This window comes from Leptolyngbya sp. PCC 6406 (genome assembly GCF_000332095.2).
Lineage (GTDB): Bacteria > Cyanobacteriota > Cyanobacteriia > Phormidesmidales > Phormidesmidaceae > PCC-6406.
Map to the genome: position 1 here is coordinate 2,120,587 of NZ_KI913949.1, position 16,637 is coordinate 2,137,223.

A 16,637-nucleotide genomic window follows, 5' to 3' on the forward strand; every position below is an offset into this window, starting at 1 on the left:
AGTACTGTTTTTCATTGAGATGGGTGAGAAGGGTAGTTTGGTAGAATGTAGGGAACATATTTGGTTGGGGGAGCTGTACTGAGGCTCCCTTTTTTTTGTCCCCTCCATTATCTCAAAACCCTGTACCGTATGACGTTGAGTGCCCTTGTCACCCGTTAAGGTGTGAGGGTTGCTGCTAGTTCTCCTCCTCCTCTGGCGGGGGAGTGGGGCTAGCGGAGACATTATCAACCGCCACGTCTAGGGCGTAGTCAAAGGCATTACTCCCTGCAGAAACCACAACAATCTCGTAGTAGCCAGACTGGGTTAATTGCCCCGACCAGCTCGTCTCCGGAGCTGCCGTCAGCAGATAGGGCTGCTCAGCGGTGGGGCTGGGCAGGTAGAGAGAAAGGCGAGTAGCCCCAGCAGGGGCTTGGAGATTGAGGCGCATGAATTGACCTTCTCGTAAGTTCAGCAGATAGACTCGCCCCGATCCCGGCTCTAGGCGATCGCGCACCGATTGGCGATAGGTTCCCTCCGCAAAACGAATTTCCTCTAGGCGATCGCCCGACTGCAAAGCTCTGAAGCGATCATCGGCAAGGCCATACCAAATTTGGCCTATGGGTTGCTCCAGGACCTCTCCCCCAGCCCAGTTAGGAAATAGATCGGCAAATTTAGCCCTGCTCAAATCCACCAAGGCTGCCCGCCCCACGTTGCGCTCTAGGAGGCTCTGGGTCCAACGGTCTAGGTCGCCACCGCTATACTGCCCCAGGGAGGCACGGGCCGCAGCACTCAAGTCCCGCTCCAGAATGTCTAAAACTTCCCCGGCAATACCGTCCCACTGGGCGCGCAGATCGGCATCTTCAGCGCGATCGCTGAGGGCCTGACCCTGCATCTGGGGATAGCGGTCGTAGAAAATCTGATCGGTTATGCCCACCAGAATGCTACCCTCTACGCCCAGATTCTCTCGCCGCTGTTGCAGGGCTGCCTTACGGGCCTGTTCAGCGCTAGAAAAGGCGGCATTTTCTTGCGAACTATTCCCCGCACTATTATCGGCATTGGGGGTCAAACTGCCCCCAGTAGGATCCCAACGCCCCGCCACCCACCAAACCAGCCCCACGGCCCCCAGCAGGAGCAGCAACCCTAGTAATGCGGACCAACAGCCATGGGTCGGCCCGCGCTTTTTACGGACGGGGGGGCCGCCAGCAACGGGCAATATCGTGGCGTCATACCCTCGCCCTGGCGCGACGGCGAGAGTCGGGCTAGGGGACGGGGTGCTGTAGGGCTGGGGCGTCTGGAGCACCTCCATAACGGCAGCGGCGGAACTGTAGCGATCCCCTGGCCGGGTCGCTAACATCTGCCGGAGCACCGCTTCAAATCGAGGATTCAGGGTAACGCGCTCCTGCCAGTGCCAGGTTTGATGGTGGGCGTCGTAGAGATTCTGGGGGGCTTCCCCCGTCAACAGCACTAGGGCTGTCACCGCTAGGGCATAGAGGTCGGCACTGGGAGTCACCTGCCCCAATTCCATCTGCTCTTCGGGAGCATACCCCTCTTTTCCCAGCCGGGTGGGGTTGACCGGGGGACCGATCTGCTGCTGCACCAGGGTGGCCACGCGCTTGACTCCCCCAAAGTCGATCAGCACGGGGAGCCCGTCTGCATTGCGCAAAATGAGGTTGTCGGGGGCAATATCCCGGTGGATTACCCCTACACCATGGAGATAGTCCAGAACCGGGAGAATCTGCATCAGCAGTTGAATCACCTCGGCCTCGGAGAAGGTATTACCACTACGCAGCCGGGTCTCTAGCAGGTCTTGGAAGGTGGGGCCTTCTACGTAGTCCTGCACTAGAAACAGTCGCCCCCCCTCGGGCATCTGTACCCGCAGTAGTTCGCGAAACCGAGGAATCTGAGGGTGGTTGAGCTGGGCCAAAACCCCGGCTTCTCGCTCAAAGAGTTGCTTGGCCTTCAGCAAAAAGGCCGGATCCTTTACCTGGGGCAGAAATTCCTTCAGGACGCAGAGTTCATTGAAGCGGTTGGTGTCTTCTGCTAGATAGGTTTGGCCAAAGCTGCCCCGTCCCAAGTCGCGCAGCAGGCGATAACGTCCTCCCAGCAACTCTGTTAGACTCCCCATTGGCCTGCCGGTCATCTCAATGCCTCCTGATTCCCATCCTGATTTTCCCCATCCTGATTGACAAAGTAGGGCAGGGGTTGGGCTGTTAGATGCCACTGGCGGCGAATAAATTGCGCCAAAACGGGGGTGGCCACCACCATCAGCAGCAGTCCAACCCACCAACCTTGTTGAAACTCTGCCAGGGTCAAGGTTGCCTCTGGAGCCATCCAGGCTGTAATGCGCTCTAGGATGGCCGCGATCGCATTATTAATGGCATGGATACCGATCACCAGCCATAGGCTCCGGGTTTGCAAGTACAGTAGCGCCATCACCAGCCCAAAGCAGGTCAACCCCAGAAGATTGGCATGGAGCAGGCCAAAGATTAAGGAAGATAGGATCACGGCGGCAGCGCCATTCCAGCGACTTCCCCAGCGATGGATGAGGGCTCCTCGAAACAGGAACTCCTCTAGCACAGGGGCCGCAATCACCAATAGCCCCAGCATCAACGTATTGTAGAGTCCCGGCAGAATGGTCTCGCCCTGGCCAAGGAAGATCGATTGCCCTAGGGTGGCCTCGACATAGCTGGGCACCAGTAGGGATAACAGGACGTAGGAAACCTGAAATGCCCCGAGGGAGAAAATAAACACGGTGAACCACAGGGCTAGGGCCACTCCCCATACGGCGGGGGCAGGAATGGGGCCTAACAGCGATCGCACATCGACTCCCCGCTGGCGATAGTTTCCCAGAAGCCACAGACTGCCGCCACCAAACAGGAGCAAATACACCACGGGGATCAAAATCGGATCCTCTAAAACTGGGTTCTCTGCGGAAATGACCACCCCACCTACGGCAATGAGGACAGCCAACAGCATCGTAGTCACCAGCCAGATCAGAACTAATACCCCCAGCAGCCAGCGAATTTGGGGTTTGCTAAAGGGATTAGGGCTAGACATGGGCATTACCTAAGGTCTCGATCATCTCTATCTGGTCATTGTCGATTAACTCTGGTAGCTGGAAGCGATACCAAGTCCAGCTCGAAACCTGAGGTTTCCCCACCGGGAAAACGCCACTTCTGGACTTGGGCAAGGTTTATTTACCAAACTCAGCGTGTTCCAACCCTTTCTCAAGAACTTTAGCAAAGCCCTGTAGGGTCGGCAGCGCCAGCCCTATATACCCTATATAAGGTAAAGCCCGTTGATCCGGTGATTGGCTGAATTGGCCGGAAAAGGGGAGCTAGATTCAAGGTCTCTCTCTCTGGCCTACCGTGTATACCCATCTTCGATACTCCCAGACAAGATGGGTGTGCACAGTAGCCTATAAACCGAGAGCCTATAAACCGAGTTCTGCTTTGGCCGCTTCGGCAGCCTTAAAAAGGGGAGCATCGGCCATATCTTCCCAAGCAGTGGCTCCGATATCGCTATAGAACTGAGCATCGTAGGCACGGGTGCGGACCACCACCGGCATGGGTGTGGCGTGACCCAGGATGAGAGCTTGTTGTTTTGAGTCCAGCTTGGCCAAGACCGAGCGTAGCCCCTGGGCTCCTGAAACCCCGGTGAAAATGGCGTCAATGTCCTTCTCGTCATTCAGCAGCGCCGTGATCCGGGTGCCGATCTGGGACATGACTTCGTTGTCGATGCCGGAGGGGCGTTGATCTACCACCAGCAGGGTGACGAAGTATTTCCGCATCTCGCGGGCGATGGTGCCAAAGATGGTCTGGCGCGCAGTGGCGGGGTCTAGAAAGCGGTGGGCCTCCTCGATGGTGATCATCAGTTGGCGGGGGCGATCGCAGGGATTCTTGGTCTGCAAAAAGCGATCCGCCTTCCGCACATAGCTGGCATGGATGCGGCGAGCGATCACGTTCGTCGCCAACATATAGGAGAGCATATTGGACTGGGAGCCAAACTCCACCACCACATGCTGGCCCCCATCTAGAGCCTCCAGGATTTGGGTGACGTAGTTGTGGGGGCAGGCGGCGCGGATGTACTTCAAGTCCGCCAGTCGGGTGAGTTTTCGTTGCAGCGCCATGATCGAGGATTTGCTGCCCAGCTTGGTTTCGCAGAACTCTTGAATCTCTTCATTGCTCATGGTCAAAAGGCGGCTGATCCAGCCCTTGCCAAACTCGTTGCGGAGAATAATGGCGTTTTCTAAGCTGGCCTCCGACAGGTTCAACTCTCCCCGGACTAGGGTCAGATCTTCCACATCGATCTGGTCGAAGCTGATGTAGAGATCCTGGGCATCCCGCACGCCCCGGCGCTTGGTCGCTTCGGGGTCTAGGGTGAAAATCTGCACCTGACCGGGAAAGAGCTGGCGCAATCCCTTAACTGTGCTGAAGTGTTTGCCTTCGTTGACGGCTTCCCAGCCATATTCCGAGTGCATGTCAAAGATGAGGTTCACTGCGGCCTGCCGCTGAATCGTGCCGCAGAGGAGGACGCGGGTGAGGAAGGATTTGCCTGTGCCGGATTTACCAAAAATGCCGTTGCTGCGTTCGACAAAGCGATCCAAATCCAGGCAAATAGGGACAGCCATATCGATGGGCTGGCCAATGACGAAATTGCGGCGGTGGGGGTCATCTTCCCAGCCGAAGACAATGCGAAAGTCTCTCTCGGCGGCGTCATACACCTGGCTGAAGTGGCCAGGGATGGTCTTGACGGGCAGCAGTTCTACTTCGGCGCTGCTCTGAACTTGGTAAGACGCTGACGATAGTTTTGAGTTTTGTTCGCGAAGCGTCTCCGGAGGAGAAATTTTGAGTTTTGAGTTTTCACCTCGTTTTCCATCTCCCCTGCTTGCCCATTCCTCTACGGCTTTAGGGGTAAACATCAACATGGGGGTTAGGTTCAGGGTGCCGTAGGTGCCGGTTCCCGATAGCACCTCTTGCAGAAACATGTTGGAGGGTTCGGGGGGGTTGGCTAGTATGCGGGCGCTGGCGGTGCCTAGGGCAACGTCGGTGAGCATACAAAAAAAGCGCGATCGCAATCCTTGCACGACGACAAATTTTCCCACCCGCATATCTTCTACCGACACATTGGGGTGGAGACGCACCTCTAGCCCCTGACTCAGGGAGCCCTCAATGACTGAACCCAGGGGGGCGGCTGGTTCCATGGCGCTGCTACCTGCACGACTTGACTGCCATGGTAGCCCCGATCAGGGACTTTTCAGTACATTTGTCCGAAAGATCATTTGCACTTCGGGCGATCGGGCCTGTTTGGCTTTGGGTTTGCAAACCCAGTGCTTAGTGGTAACCGCAGATAAAGTATGGGCTAAGGCCGATCTTGGGGTTGAGGTTCAGGTCATTCGATGGGGTGGGGCAGCCTCGCTTGAATGAGGTTTATACCCGCGCCCGGTTTGACCTAGCGATTGATGACCACCAACCACTCAAACCTCACCTTTCCCCCTCTGAGGACAGCATTCAGTAGCAGCAGGCAATCGCGCAACCAGAACGCGATCGCACTGAATACCCCATAAAAACATGTATATACTTGTAGATACGTCCGCTGTTTAGGACAATATCCATGCGTACCCGTGTTTTTCAAAGCGGCAATTCCCAGGCGGTTCGCATCCCCAAAGAGATGCAGTTTGAGCGCTTGGATGTGGAATATGAGATCGAGCGCCAGGGGGATGTGCTGATTATCCGCCCGGTGGGTGCCCCGCTGGTGAACGTACTAGAACGATTTGCTGCCTTTTCGGCTGATTTTATGGCTGAAGGACGCCCCGACCCAGGAATGCAGGACCGGGAAAGCCTATGAAGAAATATATGCTTGACACCAACATCTGCATTTACCTGATGAAGCATCAGCCCCCCTCTGTGGCAAAAAGATTTGCTGAATGCCGTCAGGGGGATGTGGTGATATCGGCGATTACCCTGGCTGAGCTGGAATATGGCGTTCGGGCCAGTCGTGAAGACAGTCGCCAGCAGAATCGTCAGGCGCTAGATGCTTTGGTGGAGATGATTCCGGCGGTGGCATTTGGTCGCCCTGCTGCAACTGTTTATGCAGAAGTACGGGCAGCTGCGCCAGAACGCCGCCGCGATGCCTTAGACAAGCTCATTGCCAGTCATGCCAGGAGCTTAGATCTTGTTCTTGTGACGAACAACCTGGATGATTTTCGGATTTATCCAGATGTCGCTTTGGAGAATTGGGTGGAGAACCCTTAGATCCATTGCCTTAGGAACGTACCCTACGCTTACTGCGGCTAGAATGCAGCTAAGTTCCATCGGATGCGGTTATGACGCAATCCATTCTCCGGATGCCCGCTACAGCGCCCCTCACCTCTGACCAGTTTTATGATCTGTGTCGGGCCAATCCAGACTGGAAATTGGAAAGAACCGCGTCAGGGGATTTAGTGGTCATGGCACCGACCGGAGGCGAAACCGGCGCTCGCAACGCCAATCTCCTGATTCGAGTCGGTCTGTGGAATGAACAAGCCCAACTCGGTGTCGTGTTTGACTCCTCCACCGGGTTTCACTTGCCCGATGGCAGCGATCGCTCCCCTGATGTGGCCTGGGTCAGGCAAGCCCGTTGGGATGCCCTGACGCCCCAGCAACGGGAAAAATTTCCGCCCTTGGCCCCTGACTTTGTTCTGGAACTCATGTCACCCACCGACAATCTGGTCGAAGCCCAGGCCAAAATGCGGGCCTACCTCGACAACGGTGTGCAACTGGCGTGGCTATTTAACCGCAAAGGCAAACAGGTCGAGATCTACTCAGCGGAGCAAGCTAGGCAAGTGGTGGCCCAGCCTGAGCAGTTGACTGGTGAGCCCCTATTGCCGGGATTCGTTCTGAAGCTGCATGACTTTTGGTAGGTTTCCGGCCCTACCGCCGCTCAGCCGATACTTGGCCCCTTGCCAGTAAACGTCACACGTTGCCAGAGCCACGAATTAGGAGACTGGCAACCCACTACTCCAGTTCTATAAGCTGTGCGATGCGATCGCATGGATTGGGGGCTATCACACCTACGTTGATTCTGAGTCAGGTCGCAAGGGCAAGCAGGGACACTGGACTATTAAAGGGTGATGGAGCCTGAAAAGCCTTAGCCGGCAAGGCACTTATAGGATTTCCCTGAAAATGGCTCAAAGCATTTGAAATGGAGGCTTCCGGCCATTCATCACTCCTTTGGAGATCAGAAGATAGTTGAGGGTTAGTGGTGGGCACTGCCCACCCTACCTGGCTGTTGATGGCCGCTTGATTCGGATCGTTAGGATTGACAGATGGTGGCGTGGTTGAACATTTGGGTGTTGGGTTTTCTGACGGCAATCTAACCTACTGGCGTGGTAAGCCTAAAATATTGGGTAAAGCGATCGCTCGAATGCCGATTTAGCGTGGACAGTGCCCACTTCACTCAACAAATTAGACTGGACACACGACTACAACGAGGGGCGATCGCACTTTGGTGGAGGGTGCGATCGCCGTGGGTGTATTGTGTGGCTTAGAGCGTATCGGGATCCACACCCATTTCTCTCAGACGGTTTGCTAATCTTTGGGCTTGCTGCTGAGCCTGCTGAGCTTGCTGCTGAGCCTGCTGAGCTTGCTGCTGAGCCCGCTGAGCTTGCTCTTCTGCAGAGAGGTAGCGCTGTCCTTGCGGGTTAAACCAAGAGAGAACTTCGCGGTCGATGCCCCCTACCTTGCCCTGGCTGCGGCCAATGGCTAGACCAATCTCTGGCATCCAGTAGGGCTCGCCCAGTTGTAACTGGTAGTGACCGTCAATAAGTTTATACACCTCGAAAGGTTGATGCCGATCCCTTTGCCAGTACTCGGGGTTGTAAATGACGTAGTAGAGAACCCCTAGCTTTTGATAAATCTCTAGCTTGTTGTCGTACTCATTACCTGGTGTCCAAGAGACCATTTCCAGTACCCAGATCGGTACCGTATTGTCTTCTTCCCACACCACATAACTTTTGCGGGATTTATTGCCGGGTTTGCGACGGGGGACGCCGAGACTGAGAAAGCCATCGGGAACCACGGGCACTTTAGGGGTGACACCAGTGGTGTGGTAAATGCCCATATCCACACCAAAGTACCAATCGTTACGCTGTTGCCAGATCAACTCAAGTAGGAAGAGCAGGTAGTTGGGCAGGAAATTCTGATCCTCATTATCCACGGGTGTATCGTCGCAACAGGGCAGTTCGTCACTGTTGGGTAGGATGTGGCGATCAACGTAAACCATGGCGTTTAACCCAGTGTGAGCGTGGCTTGATCATAGTGCAGAACAATATCTGCGCCTACTGCTAAGGAAGGTATCCCAACAGGTCCTCACCCATACAATCCCCGCCGCTGGGGCAAAATACCGAGCGCGGTAGTACAGCAGTCCTGTCTCCGCATCCAGCTCCCGGCCCGTATAGCCAAAGCTGTCGTAGACCAGGTGATTCAGCACCGCACCGCTGTCATCAATCACATCCCGCACCGAACCCTGATGGTCCGTGAGCATACGGTGGGTGTCTCAGGCGGCGGTTTCTGTCGCTAGGACCTGGTCGATTTGTGGTCCGTGGAGATAGAGCTGGGTGGTGGGCATTGCCCACCACCCAGCTCTATCTCCCCCACATCTACCCTTCCCCACACAATCTGCCTCCCCATACAGTCCCGCCCCCGCAAACTGCCGAAAACTCCCACCGATGGGGGCACCCCTGTCACCCCTTCAAGGATTTTCCTAGGATGGGGGAAACGACTGGGGCAGGTGACAAGGTGATGGTGGAATCATTTGTGGGCATCGCCTGGGCGGTGCGATCGCTGTGGGCGCTGTACCTGCTGACCCAGCCCATCAACTATGGCAACATCGCCTACGAGTACGAAAAAAATTCCTACCCCCTGGCTCTGGCGGATGTGTGGGCCGACACCCCCGACGCTGAACAGGCGATCGCTTTTCTCCAGCAGCCCGACCCCGAGGCCACCGAGACCCTGGAAATCGACCTGTATTCCAGCTTTGTCCTCAAGGGGCAAATGCGGAAATATTTTGCCTTTGGGGAGGCGTTGGCTCCGGCCTATCGCGATCGCATGTATGCTGCCATGGATCTACTCACCCGCACCGATCCCCTAGCCACCGAAGCTGAAGAACCCCGCAAATTCTGGGAAAACTCCCGCGACGATTGCACCACCCGCATCGATTGTCGCAACACCGACAACCTGCGGGCCATGCGGGAAACCGCCGTCTATCTGATGGCCGAAACACGGGTAGTGACTACCGCCCGCCAGCGGCGATCGTAGCCCTGGCCCAGCGCCGATTTCCCCGCCCCGCCGAAATTCGCCGCACCCATCCCCACTACGAAAACTGGCTCCCCGACCAGTATGGCCCCGCCTTTTGGGAAACCCTGTACTTCGGCCACACCTTTCAGTTGGGCACCTTAGCACGGGGCACAGGGGGCGACTGGGAAGGCTTCCATCTGGCCATGGCCACCGATGCAGGTGTGGCGACGGTGACGGTGACTACCGATGGCCCCCACGCGATCGCACAATTTCGCAACCTTGTGCTCTGGCAGGGGCAAGCCGCCCCCACCCTAAATCTGCCCCCAGGGGAACGGGTTGAGCGGCAGGGGATCACATTCCTCGCGGTCGGTAACACCTGGCTGGCAATTCATCCCTTGGCCGATGGGTTTGCCCTGGAGGTGGGGGAACCGCAAAGCCACGGCAGTTTTGCTGCTTTTCAAACCGCTGTGGTGGATCGCGCCGCCCTCAGCCTGAGCGGGACACGGCTCACCTATCGCGACTCCCAGGGCCATGAAATCGCCCTAAATCGGCATCTCCAGAATGGCTTGCCCCAGGTGTGGCGCGACGGTAGCCGCCATGATTGGCACCATCACTGGCAGACCCCCGATTGGTTCGCGATCGCAGGTCTCTCGCCACCCGCCGAGATCCCCCGATTGGTGGATTAGAGCCTTGGCAACTTGCAGTTGAGGGGCGGTTGGCAGCGCCGATTGTGGGAGCACCCAATTCGTAGTAAGGCCGACTTTATAGCGGTTCTCCCTCGGGTTAAGTACAGGCAAGGGGCTTAAGCCCCTTGTTCGCCGAAGTGTCATTCAGTTGAGGTATACCCCATACATGAGGGAGCCGCTATAGCCCGCATGTGGGTGTTGGATTCCACTGCGTTCTACCCAAACCGCCAAATAATCAAATATTTTTGATTTCATTGCCGAAGCTTAGAACACCCCATAACTCTGTTGTCTGTCAACGCTTAGGGCGGGAGGGGTGATTCCGGGGGGGGGATTGAGTCCGGGACGTGGATGTTGGTTTAGAAGGGGAAGCTTGAGAGCGAGAGGAGGTCGTGGATTGAGGGCGGGAGGCTTGAGGGCATTTGGGCGGTTGTCCCGGCACATTGATGGGGGGTGGGCACTTGTCCTGATTCTCCTCCAGGGTTGGGAGGGGAGCAGCTTGGACCGGGAGCCAAGTAGGCGCGATCAGGCTACCACCCAATAGCATCAGGGTAATGGGTGCAGTCGCCCAGGGACGGAGTTTCATCTTGATGATCTTCATAGTCGAGGGTTGCATAACTGAGGCAGCTCCGAGGAATATATCTGAGAAAGAGATCTGAATTAATTCGTAATTTCTATGTTCAATCCATCAGGATTTGCGAAGTTCAGGATAGCGTCGTCGGTATGGCACCAGTTAATTCCCCTGTCATCATAGGAGAGGGCTGAGGGAGAGTCGCTATCGGTATAGAAAATCCCTAGCACATCATAGGTCGCACAGTCGCCTGAGGCAGTGGCGCTAATCGGAATTAAAACAACAAAATCTTCACTAGGGCCAAGATCAAACATGAGCTGATCCAGCCCCCAAGTCTCTGATTCAGAGGGACTAATATACAACTCAGACAAAAACATATCTGTGGTGTTTTGTATCGTCACTCGTTGGGTCGGTCCGTTGCCAATGGGGATTTGTTCAGTATTGCAGAGATCTACTGTTGTCACTGTTCCTTGATAAACGTCCCTCTCGGTCAGTTCCCCACTAATATCCACCCCTTCTGCAAGAAAAAATCCGGTTATATCAAAATCACATTGACTCAGATCAGGGCTGACTAAAGATAGGGGAAACTGAAAATGCTCATAGGGGCCGAGATAGACTTGTCCCAGTAAATCAATCTGGTTCTCTACTGTTGTAGGCTCACCTGCCGGAGCCACTACTAATGCCAACACCGTAGAGTTGTTGGTGTTAATGACCCGAATGAAGCTGTCTTCTGGATGGTAGAGATCGTTAGGCAGAAAGACAATAGCGTCCTCTTCTGCCTCCAGAAGGCATAGATCCATGAGCCAGAATGTCGCCTGTCTTGTTAGTGTCCCATCGTCACCGGCAGGAGCAAACAGCCCCGCGACATCATAGATACAGTCGTCCCCAGAGTAAGGAACCGCAACGTCAACTACTTCCTGATCAGGAATGGGTTGATAAAGGAAATCTTCTCCCCAGGTATCACTGGCGCTGGGGGAGATATACAGAGACAGCAAGTTTTGGCCGGAAAAGTTAAAGACGGGTACCTGATACGCGAAGGTCTCTTCTAAGGTGTCGAGAGTTTCGGACAGAAAGACAACTGCCTCCGCTTCTGCCTCCAGAAGGCATAGATCAATCGGCGACAAGATGGCCTGACTTGTCAGTGTCCCATCACCACCGGTAGGGGCAAACAGTCCCAAGACATCATAGTTACAGTCGTCCGCAGAGAAAGGAACCGCAACGTCAACGACTTCCTGATCAGGAATGGCCTGATAGAGGAGATTTTCTCCCCAGGTATCGCTGGTGCTGGGGGCGATATACAGAAACTGCAAATCTTGGCCGGAAAAGTTAACGACGGGCACTTGATACGCGAAGGTCTCTTCGAAGGTGGCGAGAGTTTCGGGCAAAAAGACAACCTCCGCTTCTGCCTCCAGAAGGCATAGATCAATCGGCGGCAAGATGGCCTGACTTGTCAGTGTCCCATCACCACCGGCGGGGGCAAACAGCCCCAAGACATCGTAGAGACAATCCTCTCCATTGCGTGGGACTGCAACGAACATCTCTTCCTGATCGGGAATAACCTGATAGAGGAGATCTTCTCCCCAGGTATCACTGGTGCTGGGGGCGATATACAGGTACTGCAAGTCTTGGCCAGAGAGGTTGGAAACTGGCACTTGGTACTCGTCGGCTTGGGCAGCAAGGGCGAATCCCCCCCACATCAACCCGCCTAAAATCGCACCCTGGACATAACCATACTGAGTCATCGGTAAACCTAAACCTTTATAAGAATCAAGAACGTGAAGCTGATCTTCAGCCGCTTGCCACCTTGGGGGGTGTGGTCTAGCTGGATTCAGCCGGTTGGGAGGGGCGGATTTTGCGATCGCAACGACGGCGATCGCCCTGAGTAATCTTGGGACTCTGGCGCAAATAGGGCTGAATCCGCTCACAAGCTCGGGTCAGCACCGTATCCAGGGAATCAATCGGCCAGTGACGGGCGGTGCCATTGTCTGCAATCGTGGTCAGGACTTGACCATCGGCACTCACCTTGGCCGAGATAATGGCGGCATTATAGAGCTGATACTGACTCAGCTCCTGCCCCTTCAGGTTCCACAGACGCGCTGAACCATCCCGAGAAGTGGTGACCAAACGGTCTGTCCCACTGACAAAAACCACACTGGTCACATCCCCCCGATGCCCTTCCAGTTCCCCCATTTGCTTACCAGTGCTCACATCCCAGATTTTCACCGTGCGATCCTTAGAGGCCGTTGCCAACAGCGCCCCATCATGACTAAAGGCTGAGGCTTCGACCCAATCCAGATGGCCCTTGAGCACCTGCTGAAGGCGGCCATCTCTGGACCAAACCCTGACCGTCTGGTCTGTGGAACTGGTGGCCAGGGTTTGGCCATCGGGACTAAAGCTGATATGGCCCACCCAACCGGAATGCCCCTCAAAGCTGGCTAGAGCCTTACCCTGCAATGTCCAGAGCTTGGCTGTCCCATCCGCAGCACTAGTCGCCAGTTCAGCGCCATCGGGGCTAAATTGCAAGGCGGCAAGGTAATTGCCGCCATGGGCTTGAAACTGCTCCACCAACTGCCCCTGCAAATTCCACAGGGATACCGTGCCATCCCAAGTGCCCGTAGCCAGGAGATCCGTTGTCGGGCTCAATACCGCTCCCCTCGCCCCAGCTTCAGACGGCAAGGTCGCTATTAATTGAGCCTCCCGATCCCACAGCTTGACACTGCCATCGCCGTGCTCAGCCAGAACGTAGCCCGCCTCCCCCTGCAAGCGCATATCCCGAATCTGGGCATCCTCAGGTATCTCTAGCGTCGCCCGGGTTTCCCGAGACAGATCCCAAAGCCGTACTGTGCGATCGTCAGAACCGCTGATCAGGCGCTCCTCGTCAGCACTCATCCGCACCCGATACACCTGAGCCTGGTGGCCAATCAACGCCAGGGGTTCAGACTCGTCTAAGTTCCAGGCCACCACTCGGCCATCATCGTAGGCAATGGCCATGGTCTGCCCCGTAGCCGCTAGATCAATATCCATTACATAGCCATCTAGAGGCCATTGCCGTAATTCGTTGCCCTGCAAGTCCCATTCCCGTAGCGTCTGGTCCCAGGCAGCCGTAAATACAGAGGTCGCATCGGGGCTAAAATGGGCCGCCAATACTTCTCCTTCCCCATGGGGCAATTGGCGGTAGCGTTGCTCCTGCAAATTCCAGAGATGGGCCAGACCATCGTCGCCATAATCTGTTGCAATCACATGCTGTCCATCGGCACTGATCTGGACATCATTGATTACCCCGCCCTGGGTGGATAGGGTTTGCAGTCGCTCACCCTCCGTTGACCACAGGTAGACGTTGCCCGTTCCAGAAGCCGTCACGATGTGCTGTCCACCCGAACTCACCCCCACCCGAACCATCCACTCCCCAGGGATGTCAAAATCCGCGATTCCCTCGCCCGCCAAGGTCCAAGCCTGAACGGGCTGGCCCTCGGCTGCGGTGAGAAGAGTCTGACCATCGGCACTGAACTGGACTTGAAAAACCTGCTCCTCAGAGATGGAAAACGTCCTGATCCGGCTCTGAGAGACCATATCCCAAACCTCGACAGTACCGTTCCGGTTCCCGATGGCCAGATAGCGTTCATCGGGGCTCAGATCGATGGCATAGATAGGAGCCTCCCCTTCGATGCGATTGTGTTCCTGAACCTCTTGCTCCGCCTGTCGCAACACCCCAGAGATCTGACTCTGCAAATATTGGGGAGGAAAAAGCCACATCTGCTGAAGTTTGAGCCCCGCCAAGGAGCTGGCCACCAGTGCCTCAAAAGGCTGGTTATCCCGCAAATTAGCTTCGGCCTCAATGGCCAAGGACTGAATCGCATGGACCTGGGTAGCCCGCCACTCAATTCCGGCCACCAATACCAGTACCGAGATCAGCGGTGCCCCAATCGCTGTCATCAAGGTCAGGCGCTGGGAAACACGGCGGGCCTTGGCTTCTTGCTCCGCCCGTTGCTCCGCCTGCCGACGGGCCTCCGCCTCCGCCTGTCGCTGGGCTTCGGCGGCCTCAGCCAACTGCTGGGCCTGCTCTAGTTCCCGTTGGCGACGGGCTTCCGCCTCCTGTTGCAGGCGATCGCTGAGGGCTTGACTGGTGGTGATAAACGCCTTTTGCAGCGCCGTGGGTGCAGGTTGCTTAGCCCGCTCCTCGGCCATCTGGAACCAGTCTTGGGCAATCACCAACTCCGTTCCCCGCAGAAGCAGATCCTCAGTTTGTGCTTGGGCCTGCCATTCCAGCGATCGCTGGGACCACTTGGTGTGACCATGGACATGGTCGCGATCGGTGTCCAGTGTCCGGATCAACTCACTGAAGGTACTCAGGAACTCAGTACTATCCGGTCGGAAATCAATCCAGGGCACCTGGGCCAATTCTGGGGGGAGGGCTGCCCCATCGATCCCCTGCCACAGCACCGTCACCACCCGCTTGTTGAGCTGGGCCGCATAGTCCACCTGATCCAGACAACCGTTAGCCTGCACCGCCCGAGGCGATAGGACAACCACAATGTTGTCCGACATCTCAATGCCGCGATCAATCTCCGGCTGCAAGTCCTCACTGGCCGTAATGCTCTCCTGATCAAACCAGGTTGTCTTGCCCTGGGTTTGCAAGGCATCATTAAGCTGACGGGCAAAGTCTACATCCGTCGGCGAGTAGGCAATAAAGACATCCAGCGACGTTGCCGGGGGCTGACGCAGGCTTTCTGCAATGTACGCTTCAGTCAGGGGGGTAGGCAGATTCTGGGTTCGTTGCCTCGCCACCTTCAGCCAAGCCTCCGCCCTGCGCAGGTCGTATCCCCGTAGCAGCAGACTGGCATTATCGTTCTGCTGTTGCCATTTCAGGGCTCGGATCAACAACCCCTTATGCTGGCTGTAGTAGTCAGCATCCTGACGCAGAATTTTGACCAACTGACTTTCATCCAGCCAATAGTCCTGCTCCTCTACATTGTCCGTCAGGTCAATGTAGTGCAGCTCCCGCAAAACCGTCGGCACCACCTCGGGATCCGTGGCCGTCACCAATACTGGAATCACCCGCTTATTGAGAGACAGGGCATAGTTAAGCTCCTGCTGGCAAAAGGAAGACTGCAAAGAGTCCGGAGACAGCAGATACACCAGATTATCCGCCTGCTCAATCCCCCGCAGAATCGCTTTCTCAAAGGCTTCACCCGTTTGGATATCGGTGGTATTGGTCCAAACGGTAAACCCCTCCCGCCTGAGGCTATTGCGGATTTTCTGCATCACCGCCTGATTCTCTTGGGCATAGGACAGGAATACCTGAGTCATCAGGCTGTTGGCCTGTTTGATGCTTTCCGTGATGTACTCACAGTGCAAATCCGTCGGAAAACAGGGGGGTTGTTCCTCCTGAAATCGAGTCGTGAGCCAAGCTTCTCCCTGTTGCCGCTCCTCACCGATGAGCAGATAGCGCGACTGTTTTTGACCCCGCTTCCAGGTCAGCGCCCGATCTAGCAAATAGGTGTGCTGATGCACATAGGCATGATGGCGCTCCATCAACCCCAGCAAACCCGTCAGCGCCTGATCAAAATCGTCCATCCCCTCCCGGAAATAGACCCAGTTGATCTTGCCAATCTCCGGGTGCATATTCGCAAAGCTAGAATGCAACCCCTTGGCTGTATAGGCGTCCCAATCCCCATCGCTCCCGTGGGGATTGCGCTGCTGCCAGATCTCGCGGCTAATCTGCTCAACATGGAGTAGAGGAATGATGCGCTTGCGGCATTTCAGGGCCAGCTCCACCTCCTTGCCACAGTAGGGAGAGTTCACAGAGTGGGGAGCAATAATAAAAAGGAAGTTATCCGATGCTTCGATCCCCGCATCAATTTGATTTTGAAAATCCACCCCCAGGGGAATATCTTCAAAGTCAAACCAGACCTTGCGATCGCGCTCAATTAAATGCTGATAGAGTTTAGCGGCAAAAGCCTTGCTATCGGCCCGCCCATAGGAAATGAATGCATCCTGAAATACCGCCATGACACCCCTACTTGGTTAACTGACAAAACATCAGTATCTGTAGGATGCGTATAGCCTACGGCATAGCTACGCTAAAGCGTCAGCGAACGCATCAAATCCTCGTGGAATGATGCGTTACGG

The 16,637-nt window shown here is 55.7% G+C and carries 12 protein-coding genes; 5 read left to right on the forward strand and 7 right to left on the reverse strand.

Annotated elements, in window-relative coordinates; all coding sequences use genetic code 11:
- Nucleotides 1-175: 175 nt before the first annotated feature.
- From LEP6406_RS27320 to LEP6406_RS0209595, 3 genes are all read right to left on the reverse strand, one after another.
- Nucleotides 176-2,119: a serine/threonine-protein kinase gene (locus LEP6406_RS27320; protein WP_008308067.1), complete on the reverse strand. Its 1,944-nt coding sequence runs from the start codon at nucleotides 2,117-2,119 to the stop codon at nucleotides 176-178.
- Nucleotides 2,116-3,036 (reverse strand): CPBP family intramembrane glutamic endopeptidase, encoded by a 921-nt coding sequence (locus tag LEP6406_RS0209590; protein ID WP_008308068.1) that lies wholly within the window; start codon nucleotides 3,034-3,036, stop codon nucleotides 2,116-2,118. The genes LEP6406_RS27320 and LEP6406_RS0209590 overlap by 4 nt, the downstream gene beginning before the upstream one ends.
- 376 nt (nucleotides 3,037-3,412) lie before the next feature.
- Nucleotides 3,413-5,182 (reverse strand): helicase HerA domain-containing protein, encoded by a 1,770-nt coding sequence (locus tag LEP6406_RS0209595; RefSeq protein WP_008308070.1) that lies wholly within the window; start codon nucleotides 5,180-5,182, stop codon nucleotides 3,413-3,415.
- A gap of 410 nt (nucleotides 5,183-5,592) precedes the next feature.
- On the opposite strand from LEP6406_RS0209595, the gene LEP6406_RS0209605 reads away from it, so the two are divergent.
- The 3 genes from LEP6406_RS0209605 (at nucleotide 5,593) to LEP6406_RS0209615 (ending at nucleotide 6,880) form a co-directional block, all read left to right on the forward strand.
- Nucleotides 5,593-5,826 (forward strand): antitoxin, encoded by a 234-nt coding sequence (locus LEP6406_RS0209605; protein WP_008308072.1) that lies wholly within the window; start codon nucleotides 5,593-5,595, stop codon nucleotides 5,824-5,826.
- Nucleotides 5,827-5,834: 8 nt separating this feature from the next.
- A complete protein-coding gene (locus tag LEP6406_RS0209610; protein WP_202807521.1) occupies nucleotides 5,835-6,233 on the forward strand; it encodes a type II toxin-antitoxin system VapC family toxin in 399 nt (132 codons plus the stop codon).
- A 71-nt stretch (nucleotides 6,234-6,304) separates the two neighbouring features.
- Nucleotides 6,305-6,880, forward strand: coding sequence for a Uma2 family endonuclease (locus tag LEP6406_RS0209615; protein WP_008308076.1), 576 nt, complete (start codon nucleotides 6,305-6,307; stop codon nucleotides 6,878-6,880).
- A 623-nt stretch (nucleotides 6,881-7,503) separates the two neighbouring features.
- Here the strand turns inward: LEP6406_RS0209615 and LEP6406_RS0209620 are convergent.
- Both LEP6406_RS0209620 and LEP6406_RS0209625 read right to left on the reverse strand, forming a co-directional pair.
- Nucleotides 7,504-8,241 (reverse strand): Uma2 family endonuclease, encoded by a 738-nt coding sequence (locus LEP6406_RS0209620; protein ID WP_008308078.1) that lies wholly within the window; start codon nucleotides 8,239-8,241, stop codon nucleotides 7,504-7,506.
- Between the two features lie 30 nt (nucleotides 8,242-8,271).
- Complete coding sequence (locus LEP6406_RS0209625) at nucleotides 8,272-8,502, reverse strand: RHS repeat-associated core domain-containing protein (protein ID WP_008308080.1); 231 nt, start codon at nucleotides 8,500-8,502, stop codon at nucleotides 8,272-8,274.
- A 224-nt stretch (nucleotides 8,503-8,726) separates the two neighbouring features.
- Between LEP6406_RS0209625 and LEP6406_RS27325 the strand changes: the two genes are divergently transcribed.
- Complete coding sequence (locus LEP6406_RS27325; protein ID WP_008308082.1) at nucleotides 8,727-9,275, forward strand: hypothetical protein; 549 nt, start codon at nucleotides 8,727-8,729, stop codon at nucleotides 9,273-9,275.
- Nucleotides 9,176-9,940, forward strand: a complete 765-nt coding sequence (locus LEP6406_RS0209635) for a hypothetical protein (RefSeq protein WP_027269004.1) — start codon at nucleotides 9,176-9,178, stop codon at nucleotides 9,938-9,940. Before LEP6406_RS27325 ends, LEP6406_RS0209635 begins: the two co-directional genes overlap by 100 nt.
- Before the next feature lie 657 nt (nucleotides 9,941-10,597).
- Here the strand turns inward: LEP6406_RS0209635 and LEP6406_RS0209640 are convergent.
- Nucleotides 10,598-12,250: a hypothetical protein gene (locus LEP6406_RS0209640; protein WP_008314209.1), complete on the reverse strand. Its 1,653-nt coding sequence runs from the start codon at nucleotides 12,248-12,250 to the stop codon at nucleotides 10,598-10,600.
- A 76-nt stretch (nucleotides 12,251-12,326) separates the two neighbouring features.
- Nucleotides 12,327-16,517, reverse strand: coding sequence for a toll/interleukin-1 receptor domain-containing protein (locus LEP6406_RS27330; RefSeq protein WP_008314207.1), 4,191 nt, complete (start codon nucleotides 16,515-16,517; stop codon nucleotides 12,327-12,329).
- Between the last annotated feature and the right edge of the window lie 120 nt (nucleotides 16,518-16,637).

Coding starts and splice junctions, on each gene's coding strand:
- LEP6406_RS27320 (WP_008308067.1), bottom strand. CDS start 2,119: ATGACCGGCAGGCCAATGGGGAGTCTAACAGAGTTGCTGGGAGGACGT.
- LEP6406_RS0209590 (WP_008308068.1), bottom strand. CDS start 3,036: ATGTCTAGCCCTAATCCCTTTAGCAAACCCCAAATTCGCTGGCTGCTG.
- LEP6406_RS0209595 (WP_008308070.1), bottom strand. CDS start 5,182: ATGGAACCAGCCGCCCCCCTGGGTTCAGTCATTGAGGGCTCCCTGAGT.
- LEP6406_RS0209605 (WP_008308072.1), top strand. CDS start 5,593: ATGCGTACCCGTGTTTTTCAAAGCGGCAATTCCCAGGCGGTTCGCATC.
- LEP6406_RS0209610 (WP_202807521.1), top strand. CDS start 5,835: ATGCTTGACACCAACATCTGCATTTACCTGATGAAGCATCAGCCCCCC.
- LEP6406_RS0209615 (WP_008308076.1), top strand. CDS start 6,305: ATGACGCAATCCATTCTCCGGATGCCCGCTACAGCGCCCCTCACCTCT.
- LEP6406_RS0209620 (WP_008308078.1), bottom strand. CDS start 8,241: ATGGTTTACGTTGATCGCCACATCCTACCCAACAGTGACGAACTGCCC.
- LEP6406_RS0209625 (WP_008308080.1), bottom strand. CDS start 8,502: ATGCTCACGGACCATCAGGGTTCGGTGCGGGATGTGATTGATGACAGC.
- LEP6406_RS27325 (WP_008308082.1), top strand. CDS start 8,727: ATGGGGGAAACGACTGGGGCAGGTGACAAGGTGATGGTGGAATCATTT.
- LEP6406_RS0209640 (WP_008314209.1), bottom strand. CDS start 12,250: ATGACTCAGTATGGTTATGTCCAGGGTGCGATTTTAGGCGGGTTGATG.
- LEP6406_RS27330 (WP_008314207.1), bottom strand. CDS start 16,517: ATGGCGGTATTTCAGGATGCATTCATTTCCTATGGGCGGGCCGATAGC.